Origin of the sequence: Cryobacterium sp. RTC2.1 (assembly GCF_035018685.1) — a bacterium.
GTDB lineage: Bacteria > Actinomycetota > Actinomycetes > Actinomycetales > Microbacteriaceae > Cryobacterium > Cryobacterium glucosi.
Genome location: NZ_JASJXJ010000115.1, coordinates 1 through 13,038, shown reverse-complemented (window position 1 = coordinate 13,038; position 13,038 = coordinate 1). Strand labels below are relative to the sequence as shown.

Here is a 13,038-nt window from a genome sequence, read left to right as displayed (position 1 = left end):
CAAACTTCCGCTAATCTAACCCCGCGACCTGGGGAGCTTCGATGAGCAGGACTGGGGAATTTCGCTGAGCGCCGTCACGATGCCCTTGGCGGCCTTGTCGACCCGGAACCCCGTGAGGTTCCAGTGTCCTCCCGTGACGTGCAGAGCGTAACCGGAACCGGTCGACCCGGTGGTGAGCACGGCGGCTCGTGAACCGGTGAGGGTGATCGGCGCCGCACCTGTTCCGACGGAGGAGGCCTCGAATTTGCCGGTGTAGGTGCCGTCCGTGAGGTGGATGGTGTCGCCGGGCTTCGCGTTGCCGAGTGCGGTCTTCAACTGAGCGGATGTCGACACGTTCGTGACCGTGGCGGCGTGGGCCGGTCCGGGGGTGAGCACGACCCCCGCCACCGCGACGGCGCCGGTCAGGAGGGCGGCTGCGGCGATGCGGCGCGGCGAAAGTCGCCGGGTGTCGGGGGAGAGTGGGAATGAGCGGGACGGGTGGGTGAATGAGTGGAGCACGAAATCAGCAGCTTCCTGTGGTGTGGAACAGGAAGAATGCCTAACCGGTCGAACCTCGGGTGGACCACGAGATCGACAACTCCCCGTCGGAGTGGACAGGGCACTACGGAACGTCGTCGACGGTACGAAAGCGTCGACAGAATAAGGCAAGTGACATCGGCAGCACCCTGTAATAAGACAGGAGCCGAACCGGTCGCGTGCACGATGGCAGAGGCGGGGCGGGGATCAACAGCAGCCTGCAGATTACGGCAAGAATGCTGCCGGAAACTTGGAACGTTTAGTTCACACGACGATACACGGTCCTGAGGAAAACTCAAATGAACATTTGGTTTTCCCGGGGGTCAACCGTCGGCGCACCGGACGTTCGAGGAACCCTCGCCGGCGTCGGCGGACGTGTTGCTGCACTCGACTACGTTGTTGTTGGCCGGCTTGAGCGCGTAGCCGTAGCCGGGGCCGTTCACCGTGGCCTCGTTGTTACGGAAGGTGTTGCCCACACCCCAGCCGTCGAGGATCTCATGCGTCTGGAACCCATCCATCGGCGAGTTGACGCCGGTGTTGCCATCGATGATCCAGCCGTTGCCCTTGACATCGACCCAGGAATCGGCGCTGGTGATTCCCGAACCGTCGAAGCTGTTCTGCTGGAGGATTCCGTTGCTTGTGCCCTCCTTGATGTCGACGCTTTCCGCGGTCGTCGCCGAGATTTTGTTGCCGATGATCGTGTTCCGGTCGCTCCGGTCCGGCTCGCACCCGCTCACGTCGCACCAGTTGCTCTCGGCCGTTCCGACATAGATGCCCTCACCGAACTTCGGCCGGCGGAGGCCGGTGTCGCTGATCTGGTTGTCGGCGACGCGGTTGTCTGTGCTGTTGTTGCGGAGGTGCACCGCCTCGTCGCCGATCTGGGATACCTGGAGGCCCTGGATGAGCGAGTTCCGGGTCTGGTCCGCCATCACGCCTTTCTGGCCGTTGCGTACGGCGAACCCGACCAGGTGCACGTAGGCGACCCGATCGAGGTGAAGCACGTATCCGCCCTGCACGCCGCCACCGTCGAGGATGCTCCCTGCCGTGCCGCAGAGCGCAACCGGCGCATCGGCGGTGCCTCCACTGCGGAGCGTGAAGGTGCCCTGGTAGACGCCGGGGGCCAGACCGATCACGGTCCCGGGATTCACAGCGTCGAGGGCCGCCTGAAGCTCGCGCGCGGTCGTCACCGTGACCGTGAACGGCGGGCAGCCGGCCACGGTCTCTGGTACCGGAGGAGCCTGTGCCGTCGACGGGGGTGAGGTGGGTTGGGTGATGTTCTGGGTCTGGCCGGTGATGGCGACGATGGCCATGACGGCGACGCCGATGATCGCAAGGCCGAGGATGCCGACGGTGAGCACCCACTGGAGGCGCGACGGCGTGCGGCGGCGCGCCGGGGCATCCGCCCGGTCGTCGCTATCGGGCATCAGGGGGCGCCGCCGACGGACTCGCGCGAAACGATGCCGCGTGAGAGCGACGTGAGCGGTACACGCTCGGCGTACGGATGCCGGATCGCACCGAACTGGGGACCGCTGCGGGTGAGTGCCGTCACGAGAAGCAACAGCGCGAGCAACAGCCAGACCACGGTGAGTGGCTGGAACACGAACCGCGCAACGGTGATTGCCGTCGTCGCGCGCTGCCAGCCGGCGAGGTTGTTGCCTGCGACGACGGCCCCCGACGAGGTCTCGTCCCACACCGGAACGGCGCCGGAGCCCGAGAGCGCGTTGCTCACGACCCTCACCGACCTGGCGTCCCCGACGAGGCTCACGGCGTGGTTGGAGACGGCTCGGATGGTGTTGTCGGTGACACTGGCACCGGCGTTTCGAACGTACACGCCGGTCTGGCTGCCGCTGATCGCGTTGTTGCGCACACTCGTGTCGGTGACCCGGTCCCGGATCGCGATCGACTGGCGGGCCTGGTCCTTCAGGGTATTTCCGGCCACGACGACACCCGATGCCCCGTCGTCGAGCACGATGCCCATATCGTTGCGTGCGATGAGACTCGAGTACACCCCGAGCGCCTGACCTCCGCTGAGTTCGATCCCGTACCTCCGGTTGTCTTCGACCGTGCTGCGGGTCACTGTACTCGAACCGAAGGATTCCACACCGGTTCCGATGGCACTCGGACCGTCGGCCAGCGAGCGGCCGTCGATCGACACTCCGTTACGCCCGTTGTCCGTTGCGGTGATCTGGTCGAACATGATCCCCGAGCTCGATCTGGCCACCGTGAATCCGTCGACGCCGCTGTTGACGGAGCTCGTCCGGGTTACCGTCGTGTCGGTAACGAACCGATGGAAGACGAGGCCGTCGACGAGGCTGTTCATGATCCGGGTGTCGGTGATGGTGACGCCGGCGGCGTGCGTGATGAAAAGACCGAAGGCGTTGCCGTCGATCGTGACGTCCTGGAACCCGGCGGACAGGGTCGCTGCGGAGGGCCCGCTCGAGGCGACGGATCCGGCGGGAGCACGCAGGAGTTCGGGAGGGAGCACGGGGGCGCCGGCGAGAGGGGCGCCTGCGAGCGGGCCTGCGCCGGCCGGGGCGGAGGTATCGGCCGTGCCGGAAGCATCCGCCGTGACCGAGCCGTCGGCTCCTGACGTGTCCGTACCGGAGGCATCCGTCCCTGAGAGCGCGAGCCCGCCCGTCTCCCCGCTCCAGAACCCGAGGTTCGCGATGCGCGCGTGCCCGACCGAGACCGTGCCGTCGATCATCCGGAGATAGGCGCGACCGTCGGACGTGTCGGTGTCGACCGCCCCGGTCCGGGTGTTCCAGCTCTCGATCGCCACGGGGGCCGTCGCCGTGCCGTTGATGAGGACGGAGCCGCCGAGTCCGATCACGGACACGAACGTGCTCGGGTCGCTGCGGAGCCGCAGGGTGAGCCCATCCGTCGCGGTCAGAGACAGGGTCGCGCCGGTCAGGACGACGATGTTCTCGGAGAGCAGATAACCGCCGTCCGGTTGCCGCACAAAGGTCGTCGGGGCGAGGGTGAGCAGGTCGGACACGAGGTAGGGCTGTGCACGGGCCGGCAGGACGAGAGTCACGGAACTGCCCGTGGTGAGTCGGTAGGGGCCCTGGATCCCGGCGACCCGCCACTGGGCGGATGCCGAGACGCTGCGGACATAACTGAGCCGGGCCTTCTCCGCGTTCACGAGGCTCGTCTCGCGGGTCGGGTCTCCGGGATAGAGCACGCCCTGGACATTTCCGTTGCGCGCGATCTCGGCCCGCCCGAAGGCGCTCGTGGGGGAGCGGAACACTCCCGTTGCGACGAGGATGAGCGCTGCCGCGAGTACCCCGGCGAGGATGCCGGCAAGCATGCCCAGCAGCACGAAACGTGCGCCGGGAGGACGCCCCGACTGGCGGTGCCTGCTCGCGATCACCGTCACCCTCGGTGTCCGGGTGCGGGGAACCCGGACCGGCGCAACCCTGGTCCGGGTCACGGGGCCACCGCCGCCTGGGTAAGGGTGCGCGCGTCCTGGCCGTCACCGCCGATGGTGTCGTTGTGGCGGGTGAGCCAGCCCTGCTTGTTCATGGTGACGAGGGCATACGTCTTGATCGGGAGGGCGACGAGGATGACGGCGAGGGCGAGCAGCGGCAGGAGCAACAGGTCCTTCGGGTGGCGGCGCAGGTGTGAGATCCCACGGATGCCGCGGCCGAGAAGCAGCCAGCCGATGGCTGCCGCGAACCCGGCGACGCTCAACTCGAGGCGACTGAAGACCAGGTAGAACAGGGTGATACCCATCGTGAGCGGGGTGAGGAGGATCTGCAGGACGGTCACCTTGGTGATGAACGGTACCCGCCAGAGCCAGCCCCTGGCCATGGCCGTGAGGTAGCACCGGTAGGAGTTGCGACTCCAGCGCACGCGTTGCTTCACGAACGCACGGAAGCCGGTCGGGAACATCGAGAGAGCGCGCGCGGATGCCTGGTGCACGGTCTTGTAGCCCGAGGCGAGCACGAGCCACGTCAGCCGGCCATCATCGCCGGAGATGCAGCGTCGGCCCAGGAAGAATTCGTTCTCGAGATGGTCGAGCACGGGCAGGACCGCGGCACGGCGGTACACCGCGGTCCGTCCGGACACGCAGGGCACAGCCCCTGCCCGTCCCATGGCGGGGACGTAGTCGAGGTAGCGCAGGTCGACCAGCCAGTCTGCGATCCGTCGCCAGACGCTCGTGCCGCTCTGGTAGACGTTCTGCCGGGTGCCGACCGCCCCGACCAAGGGGTCTTCAAAGGGCATTTGCACGTTCCGGAGCAGGTCAGGCTCCCACCAGGTGTCGGAGTCGGTCAGGACGAGCAGGGTGTGCCTCGCCTCCCTGATCCCGGCCCCGAGTGCTGACCTCTTGCCGACGTGGTGGAAGAGGATCGGCCGGACACGTGGATCGCCGATCCGGACGATGCGTTCGTAGGTGTCGACGTCCGCGACGTCGAGCACGATCAGGATCTCGTCGGGATTCTGGGCCCGCCACGTATCGAGACAGCTCAACAGGATGTCCGGATCCTCGTGGAATGAGGGCACGATCACGGAGGTCGACGTCCGGAAGTCGGTGACGATCGGCGGGGCCCGATGCGACAGAATGAAGCGGTAGAGCCAGAGTCCCCAGACGATGGTTCCCGCAATCGCCAGGGGAAAATAGGAAACCACGACTGCCGCGTCGTGCACAACCGCATTCCCGATGGCGCCCCAGTCGAACGCGTAGCCGGGGTCAGCGGACACTGTCGTTTCTGGTGGCATAGGGATCGGGTTCCTTGTGCTCGATTGTGCTGGTCAGCGTTACCACGGGCTGACTCGTCGAAGGTGTGCGGTGATTCAGTTGCGACATTCCGTTCGCACTCAGTAGCGCGGCGTGAGGTCTCTACTGAACCAAAGTAGACAATTCCTCACGTTTTGCAACCGCACTGTGTGGATACACAGGGAGCTCTTACCGTGAGCTAGTCTCTCCGAGGTTCACGGGCATCCGTTGTGAACGGATTGACCCCGGTGATGCGCTCGACGAGCCCGATGGCATGGCGCAGGATGGCACGGGGATCGGCGGAGTAGTCGGATTCCGATGCCTTGCGCATCGCGAAGCGGAGGATGCTGACCGCCAGACCGACGACCATGTGCGCCTCGTCGAGAATGTCCGGCGTGGTCGCCTCCGTGCGCCCGCGGGCCTCGAAACGCTGGAGGACGATGCCCGCGAGCCGGTCTTCGAGTTCGGCAAGACGGATGATCTCGCTTGAGAACAATTCGGGGGTGTTCTCGATGAGCGTGCGCCTGGCCCGGAGAACGTCGCGGTCCGGCTCGCTCGCGACAATCGCGGACTCGATCATCAGGACGAGTTCGGCGAGCACGGATCCACGGTTGCCCGTGATGAATCTCTTCACCGCGCCCTCGGACGGAATGGGAGGGGACGCTCCGAGGAAGGCGGCCTCCTTCGTCGCGAAGTAGTTGAAGAAGGTGCGCTGGGAGACCTGGGCTGCTTCGCAGATCATGTCGACGGTGACGTGGTGGTACCCGTGTTCACTGGCCTGGCTGATCGCGGCTGCTTCGAGCGCGGCCTGGGTGGCGGCGCGCTTGCGGGCGCGCAGCCCCTCGTCGGGCCCCGGGCCGGTGGGGGTGCTCTGCGTGGATGCCGCGGAGCTACTCATACCGCAGCGCGTCGATGGGGTTCTGACGTGCGGCGGCCCTCGCAGGCAGGGTGCCGGCGAGGAACGCGATCAGCATCACCACGCCGACGATGATGGCGATCGAGGCCGGAGCGAACTGCACGACCTGGAGACCGGGCAGGGCCGAGAATATCCCGTTCGCGAGGAGGTTGCTGATGAGCGAACCCACACCGATCGCCGCGATGACGCCGAGTGCGCTGCCGAGGAAGCCGATGAAGACCGCCTCCATGCTGAACAGGGCATAGACGCGGCCGCCGTTCATGCCCATGGCCTTCATCAGCCCGATTTCGCGGGTACGTTCCTGCACGCTCATCAGGAGAGTGTTGACGATGCCGAATCCCGCGGCGATCAGGGCGATCACTGCGAAAGCGTTGAGCACGCCGATGATGACGTTGATCACGGTCTCGAAGGCGCCGATCGTGTCGGCAACTGTCTGCGAGGAGTAGCCCTGCGCGCTGAGGTCATCCTTGATCGCGGTGATCTGTGCTTTCGTCGCCGAGACGTCGAAGTGCGCGACCGCGGTCGCATAGCCGGCGGACACTCCAGCGGGCTCACCGGTGGTTGCGACGGTGTGCAGGTGGGCGACGAGGCTCCGGTTGAGCCCGGCTCCGCTGCCGAGGAGCGTCTCGTTCTGCACGCCGACGACGGTGGCCGTGACGGTCTGCTGGGTTCCGGTGTAGTCGGTGATGCCGATGCTGACTGTTGTGCCGACGGCCGCCTTGGCGTCCGCGTAGCCGAGGTTGTCGAGGTAGGTCGTCGGCAGGAGGAGCTGGTCGCTCGAACTGCTGTTGTCGAGCTGAGCCCCCGCGGCGAGGTCTGCCGTCGTGATGGTCCCGGTCTGGCTGACCGTGAGCTCGAACTTTCCGTTTCCGGCATATTCGACGTAGTCCGGCGAAACCCGCACGGCGGGGTCGACGCTCAGGATGCCTGCGGTCGCCTTGATCTTCGCGAGGTCCGCCGTGGTCAGCGCCTGGATGGTCGAGCCGGGGCGCGACCCGTTGCCGAGGCTCACGGTCGTGGACTTGCTCGGGTCGTAGGCAGCCGGTCCGTCGCTGGCCGTGGCCGTCGCATCCGCTGCCTTGGTGATGGTGAGCACGTCGGCGGCGCCGATCGCCGAAACCTGTCCGTTGATGTAGGCGGTCACGCCGGTGCCGATGCCGCTCGTGATCGTCAGCGTGAAGGCGCCGATGAAGATGGCGACGACGGTGAGACCGGTGCGGAGCTTGTTGCGGAAGCTGTTCTGGATGGCGGAGCGGACGATATCGAGGAACTTCACGAGTGGGCCCCGCCTCTCTTGTGGGTTCCCGTGGGGGAGTCGGCGGTCTCTTCGAGGCCATCGCGGATGAAGATCTGGCGGTCGCAGCGGGCTGCGAGCTCTGTGTCGTGGGTCACGATGATGAGCGTGATGCCGTTCTCCTTGTTGAGCTTGAAGAGGATGTCTTCCACGACGGCTCCAGTGGCGGAGTCGAGGTTTCCGGTGGGCTCGTCGGCGAAGATGACCTTGGGGTTGTTCACGAGCGCGCGCGCGATGACCGCGCGCTGCTTCTGGCCACCGGAAAGGTTCTTCGCCTTGTTCTTGGCCTTGTCGGCCAGTTCGAGCTGTTCCAGTGCGGCCATGCCGCGGGACTTGCGCTCCTTGGCCCCGACGCCGGCGATCGTGAGGGGAAGGACGACGTTTTCCAGCACAGTCGCATTCGCGGTGAGGAAGAACTGCTGGAACACGAAACCGAAGTCCTGGTTGCGGAGCCGGTTGAGTTCCTTCGCCTTGAGCTTCTTGGCATCTGTGCCTTCGACGAGGAGAACGCCGGAGTCTGGATCGTCGAGGAGCGCGAGAAGGTGCATGAGCGTCGACTTGCCCGAGCCGCTCTTGCCGACGATGGCGACGGACTCGCCCGCCTGGATGTCGAGGGAAACGCCCTTGAGCGCATCAAAGCGGTTGGCTCCACTGCCATAGGACTTGCCTATGACCTGCGCGGACAGGACGGGAACACTCATGCTGGCTTTCCTTCGTTGGGTGGCTGGAGCGCTTCGCTCGACCCGCGGAAGCCGTCATGGCCAGCGGATGCTGGCGAAAACAGTGCGCAGACAATAAATTTACAGTAGCTGCACATTCACGGCGCTCGCTGGGAGACGACTGGGAACCAGCCGACATTCATCTCCCAGTCATCCCAGCGTACGACGTGCATTCCGGGTGTCACGCCAGCGGATGTCGGCCGGTGCGGTTCAGAGGTCGAGCGTCTCGTTCGGTTCGAGGGCGAAGAACTCCCCACCGACCTGTTCGGTCGCCGCGGTGATACGCAGATTGGAGAGGTCCTTGCCTGCGCGCGACAGCAGCATTTCGTGGGTCGGGAAGGTGCGGCGCGGCTTCACGGCGAGCACGTAGTCGATCACTTCACTGATCTTCAACCAGGGCGCGCCGGCCGGAACGGCGAGCGTGTCGACATCCACTCCTGCCGGGACCGTGAAGGAATCGCCGGCGTAGTACAACCGGTCGTTGACGAGCACGCCCACGTTGTCGATCACGGGGATCGAGGAGTGGATGACGGCGTGGGTGCGCCCGAAGAAGCGAAGGGTGAACTCGCCGACCGTCACGGTGTCGCCGTCGTGGACGACTTCGACGGGGTATCCCGATGCCGCTGCGACGACCCCCGCCGGTCCGAAGATCCGCACATCGGGGCTGAAGGCGATGATGCGGTCGAGCTGTTCGGGGGTCCAGTGGTCCGGGTGCTCGTGTGTGATGACGACGGCATCCGCCCGTGCCGTGTCGGTCACTGCCGTCGTGTAGGAACCCGGATCGATGTAGAGCTTGCGTCCCGCTACTTCGACGATCAGGGCCGCGTGCTCGAGCTTGGTCAGTTTCATTTCGGTCCGTTCTGTCGGGTGTCTGGACCGAGCTAATACCCAGATGGCCGGGTGATGCAAGCCGACGACGTGCCGTGTCGTCTGCTCGGTTTGGAGCGGACCCGATCCGTGTGGCATACTCGGTAAGTTGCAAAAACGGCCCCATCGTTTAGCGGCCTAGGACATCGCCCTCTCACGGCGGTAACGCGGGTTCGAATCCCGCTGGGGTCACAATTGCCCGGTTCCCTTGAAAATAGAGGGAACCGGGCTTTCTTGTTTAAGCGCCCCGGAAGGGTCGTTTTCGGGTTTGGCAATATTCTGGCAATATCCGATTTGCAGGCCATCTGATCGAGGGCCGTTGCGACACTGTCAGGCGCCCCAAGCCCAGCACGGGCGTGCAAGGCCTTGTGCCCGGCCGCAAACGAGTTCAGCGTGGGAGCATGAGACGAATTATGTTCGGTGGCGCCTCGTTCTTGACGGCAGATCGAATCGGTGACGCACTCGTTGCCCTTTTGGTCGTCCTCAATGTCAAGAGCTGCTCCGCGGTCGCGCGCATTCCCGTTGTTCTCATCAACGGCACGATCGTGACTGCAACGTTGCTCCTCGCACCGGCAAGCCCGTTCCTGGTCATTCCAGAAGAATCACCGTGGCCTGAACCCGATGCGTCGGAGACCGTCACTCACCTCTCGAATCTCGAAGTGCTGGCTTCCGCCCCGAGCCAGAACGGGTACCTGGAAACGATCGCAGTCCCGGACTGCGAATGGAGTGACCCGGACCTGGACGATCTCTGATGATGACGAAGTAGGTGCCAGACCGCGAACGGCACGTCTCCCTGGTGTAGCCAACGGGGGTCGGGATCGTGACGATGCGAATCTGTTTGTGCCGATTGATGTTATTCCGAAGTCGGTGGAGTACGTTGCGGATATGCAACGGAGGCGCGTGAACCAAGCAGGTAGTAAGAATCGCGGGTGCGATGTCGATGCCTGACCGACTAGCCGCGACGGAGGACTCGTTGAACGCTCTGACGGGTGACGAATCGCGCCTGTATGAGCCCCTTCTGGCTCTGTTGCCTGTCGACGGGCTGTCCATCTCCACGTTCGGCCACATTCTCGCCGCTGAAACAATTTCCGCGAGCGACGCGCAATCGTTCCGGCTCGACGAGCTGCAATTCGATCTTGGTGAGGGCCCGTGCTGGGACGCGCTGGAGACTGCGGCGCCAGTCCTGGAGCCGGACATCCGTGAACGGCCCAACCACGTGTGGCCGGCCTTTTCGGAAGCAATCATCGCCGAAGATTTCGGTGCGCTCTTTGCTTTTCCATTGATGCTGGGCCCGCTGCGCATCGGGGCGATCGACCTGTACACGAACCACCCGTTTCGCCTCGGTGAGCAAGACATCCGGCACATCGAGATCCTCGCAACCGTGGTGAGCCGGATGGTTCTCTCTCGAGCTCTCCGGCTGTCCGAAAGTGACCTCGTGGGTGAGGCCGACACGGCCACCCGGCGGGCATTCTCTCGTCGGGAGATCCATCAGGCCACGGGCATGGTCCTGGCGCAGCTGGGCATTCCCGCCACGGATGCCTTCCTCGTGATCCAGGGACATGCGTTCGCCGCCGGACGATCCATGCTCGACATTTCAGCCGAGATCATCGACCGTCGATTGAGCTTTGCCGTGAACGAAAAGCAGATCGAAGGGTCTCATGATTGACAGCACCCGCGAGGATCGCTTGATCGACACGTTCGCGACCCTCGCCGACACCCTCGTGGCCGACTATGACGTGGTCGATCTTCTGCAGACGCTGGTCGAGAGTTGCGCGGATCTCTTCGACATCTCGGCGGCGGGCATCCTCCTGGCGGATGCCGACGGCGAGTTGGAGGTGATCGCCTCGACCAGTGAGGCGAGCAGGCTCGTCGAAGTCATGCAATTGAGTGCCCGTGCGGGCCCCTGCGTGGAATCCTTCACGACAGGCTCTGTCGTATCGCTGCCGGACGTTGAGGACAGCCCTCCCGAGTGGCAACGTTTTCGGGACAGCGCCCGGGAACAGGGATTCGCTGCCGTCTTCGCCATACCACTGCGGTTGCGCGAGACCACGATCGGTGCACTCAACCTGCTGTCCAGCGTTCCCGGAGCCTTGCCGCCCCGAGACGTTCGAGCCGCACAGGCGCTAGCCGACGTGGCCACGATTGGAATCCTGCAGGAACGCACGCTTCGGGAAAGCATGTCCGTTCGCGAACAGCTCACCAACGCACTGACGTCCCGAGTGGTGATCGAACAGGCCAAAGGCGTGCTTGCGCACTCTCGCGGCATCTCCATGGAGGAAGCGTTCATCCTGCTGCGGACGTACGCCCGAACCAACCGCTTGCTGTTGTCGAGAGTGGCCCAAGGTCTCGTTGACCAGACCCTTGTGATCTGAGGCCTCCGGCCCGAGTTCGCCTCGGTGGCTCGCGCGCGGTGAGGGGCCGGACGCATATCGCCTGAAGGGGTCCAGGCGATGCTGTGCTCCTGGTTGGCGAGCCGAACCCGATGTGTGTCGCTCGGAAGACAATCGAGCGGGATCCGGATCGCGTTGGGTCAGGACACTTTGCCGGGACCGTCAAGGCCGACGGTGCAGGGCGAACCCGGTTCCGGAGCGGTTGTGGCCCCGCGGTACTGGGCAATGAATGCCGCGAGCCGGGGGTCGGAAGGGTCGCTGATGTCGAGCTGCGCGCCCCATGCCGATGCGACGATCGACGACGGGAGACCGGAGAACGGAGAGAGGATCGCGTATGTGGAGGGGATCACCTTGCGCAGCGCTGCGAGTTGATCACCCGTCACCGTTGAAGCGTCGTAGGCGACCCAGACGGCGCCGTGCTCGAGAGAGTGCACCGCATTCTCATTGGGGACGTTCTCGGAATACACGCCACAGTTCAGGAGAGTGACGGAGTGGTCTCCACCCACCGGTGGCAGCGGGTCGTATTTCACGGTCCCGGTGACGTGCTCGGATGTCTGGTTTGGAAAGGTCTGCACGCCGTCAACGGATGTCGGTGCCGCGGCGTTCTTGGGGGCGCCGGTGGTTGTGACGACGAGGACGATGACGATGACGACGATCCCTGCAGCGGACCAGGCTGCGGCGATTCCGATCTTCCGGTTCCGTTTCGCTTTGGATTGTTCGCGCCGTAGTGTCTCCACTTTTTCTGCCCGGCGAACGGCTCGTTGCTGTTCGACAGTCGCGGGCGCAGATTCGTGACCTTCATTGGCTGAGTGATCGTCAGAGTGGTCGGATATTTCACGAGGCATGTCAGCTGTCCTTCGGGTCAGGTGAAATATACCCGATGGTGTCCTGTAGCGCCTTGATCACGCGGTCGGTCCGGTGCCGGGGTGGCGTTCATCGAATGCCGCGGCGTGTGGACGGAGGGCGGCGACTTCGGCGCGCAGGCGGGCGAGTTCTTGTTCTTCGGGACCGTCGACGGTTTTACCGTGGCCGTGGCCGTGGCCGCGTCCGCGCATCATTAACCACATCATCAGGCCCATGCCGACGGGGCAGATCAGGGCGGGGAGGATGTACAGGAATTGCTGCATGTCAGGATCCTTCTGGTTGGGTTGATTCGGTGGTTTCGACCATGGTGGTGAATTTCCGCCGGAGGGCGCGGGTCGACAGACGCCCGTGCGCGATCAGCCGGCCGTCGGCGACGAGCCCGGGGGTGAAGGCCAGGCGCTGCTCGCGGGCGATCGAGCGGCCGGTGTCGCTGTTCACGTCGACCTCGTCGATCTGGAGGGCGAATTCGGCGGACAATTCGGCAAGTACTCTCTTTCCTGCGATGCAGGAGGGGCAGTCGCTTTGAGTGAGTAGGGTCAGGGTGATCATGACGTCGTATCGGTCTTCAGGTCGAGGAGAAGCTGGTCGACGGGCACGAACATGGTGTACTTCGGAGCTCCGCCGTAGTCGGCGCGCCATTTGATGGTGCCGTCGGGTCCCACGAGGATGAAGCTGTGGCCATCGGTGCTGGTGCCCATCATGCCGAATTCGTTGGCGTGGTACTTTTTCGAAGTGACCAGGTCGGGGTCGGACAG

General features: G+C 64.7%; 15 protein-coding genes and 1 tRNA gene. 4 read left to right on the top strand and 12 right to left on the bottom strand.

Annotated features, from left to right (window positions below; all coding sequences use genetic code 11):
- Positions 1-15: 15 nt before the first annotated feature.
- The 8 genes from QN357_RS13715 to QN357_RS13680 all read right to left on the bottom strand — a co-directional run bounded on the left by QN357_RS13715 (position 16) and on the right by QN357_RS13680 (position 9,011).
- A complete protein-coding gene (locus QN357_RS13715) occupies positions 16-498 on the bottom strand; it encodes a hypothetical protein (RefSeq protein WP_323505024.1) in 483 nt (160 codons plus the stop codon).
- 341 nt (positions 499-839) lie between these two features.
- Entirely contained in the window at positions 840-1,940 is a 1,101-nt protein-coding gene (locus QN357_RS13710; protein WP_134559363.1) for a right-handed parallel beta-helix repeat-containing protein, read from the bottom strand.
- On the bottom strand, positions 1,940-3,946 hold the full coding sequence (locus QN357_RS13705) for a right-handed parallel beta-helix repeat-containing protein (protein ID WP_322140868.1): 2,007 nt from the start codon (positions 3,944-3,946) through the stop codon (positions 1,940-1,942). Before QN357_RS13705 ends, QN357_RS13710 begins: the two co-directional genes overlap by 1 nt.
- Entirely contained in the window at positions 3,943-5,235 is a 1,293-nt protein-coding gene (locus QN357_RS13700; protein ID WP_322135602.1) for a glycosyltransferase, read from the bottom strand. Before QN357_RS13700 ends, QN357_RS13705 begins: the two co-directional genes overlap by 4 nt.
- A 197-nt stretch (positions 5,236-5,432) precedes the next feature.
- Positions 5,433-6,131, bottom strand: coding sequence for a helix-turn-helix domain-containing protein (locus QN357_RS13695; protein WP_323505023.1), 699 nt, complete (start codon positions 6,129-6,131; stop codon positions 5,433-5,435).
- Positions 6,124-7,425 (bottom strand): ABC transporter permease, encoded by a 1,302-nt coding sequence (locus QN357_RS13690; RefSeq protein WP_134447431.1) that lies wholly within the window; start codon positions 7,423-7,425, stop codon positions 6,124-6,126. The genes QN357_RS13695 and QN357_RS13690 overlap by 8 nt, the downstream gene beginning before the upstream one ends.
- Positions 7,422-8,144, bottom strand: coding sequence for an ABC transporter ATP-binding protein (locus QN357_RS13685; RefSeq protein WP_134447432.1), 723 nt, complete (start codon positions 8,142-8,144; stop codon positions 7,422-7,424). The genes QN357_RS13690 and QN357_RS13685 overlap by 4 nt, the downstream gene beginning before the upstream one ends.
- A gap of 228 nt (positions 8,145-8,372) precedes the next feature.
- Complete coding sequence (locus QN357_RS13680) at positions 8,373-9,011, bottom strand: MBL fold metallo-hydrolase (RefSeq protein WP_134447433.1); 639 nt, start codon at positions 9,009-9,011, stop codon at positions 8,373-8,375.
- A gap of 137 nt (positions 9,012-9,148) precedes the next feature.
- Here QN357_RS13680 and QN357_RS13675 point away from each other — a divergent pair.
- The 4 genes from QN357_RS13675 (at position 9,149) to QN357_RS13660 (ending at position 11,401) form a co-directional block, all read left to right on the top strand.
- Positions 9,149-9,221: transfer RNA gene (locus QN357_RS13675), tRNA-Glu, on the top strand.
- A gap of 221 nt (positions 9,222-9,442) precedes the next feature.
- The gene (locus QN357_RS13670) at positions 9,443-9,781 is read left to right on the top strand and encodes a hypothetical protein (RefSeq protein WP_134559357.1); all 339 of its coding nucleotides are present in this window, start codon (positions 9,443-9,445) and stop codon (positions 9,779-9,781) included.
- 221 nt (positions 9,782-10,002) lie between these two features.
- Complete coding sequence (locus QN357_RS13665; protein WP_134560796.1) at positions 10,003-10,695, top strand: GAF and ANTAR domain-containing protein; 693 nt, start codon at positions 10,003-10,005, stop codon at positions 10,693-10,695.
- On the top strand, positions 10,688-11,401 hold the full coding sequence (locus tag QN357_RS13660; protein ID WP_134447439.1) for a GAF and ANTAR domain-containing protein: 714 nt from the start codon (positions 10,688-10,690) through the stop codon (positions 11,399-11,401). The genes QN357_RS13665 and QN357_RS13660 overlap by 8 nt, the downstream gene beginning before the upstream one ends.
- 158 nt (positions 11,402-11,559) lie before the next feature.
- Here the strand turns inward: QN357_RS13660 and QN357_RS13655 are convergent, their stop codons facing one another.
- The 4 genes from QN357_RS13655 to QN357_RS13640 all read right to left on the bottom strand — a co-directional run.
- Positions 11,560-12,156, bottom strand: coding sequence for a DUF3105 domain-containing protein (locus QN357_RS13655; RefSeq protein ID WP_322135603.1), 597 nt, complete (start codon positions 12,154-12,156; stop codon positions 11,560-11,562).
- Positions 12,157-12,321: 165 nt separating this feature from the next.
- Positions 12,322-12,546 (bottom strand): hypothetical protein, encoded by a 225-nt coding sequence (locus QN357_RS13650; RefSeq protein WP_322135604.1) that lies wholly within the window; start codon positions 12,544-12,546, stop codon positions 12,322-12,324.
- Between the two features lies 1 nt (position 12,547).
- A complete protein-coding gene (locus QN357_RS13645) occupies positions 12,548-12,760 on the bottom strand; it encodes a hypothetical protein (protein ID WP_323505021.1) in 213 nt (70 codons plus the stop codon).
- A gap of 68 nt (positions 12,761-12,828) precedes the next feature.
- Positions 12,829-13,038: hypothetical protein (locus QN357_RS13640; RefSeq protein WP_323504609.1), on the bottom strand; the 210-nt coding region annotated here is incomplete at its 5' end.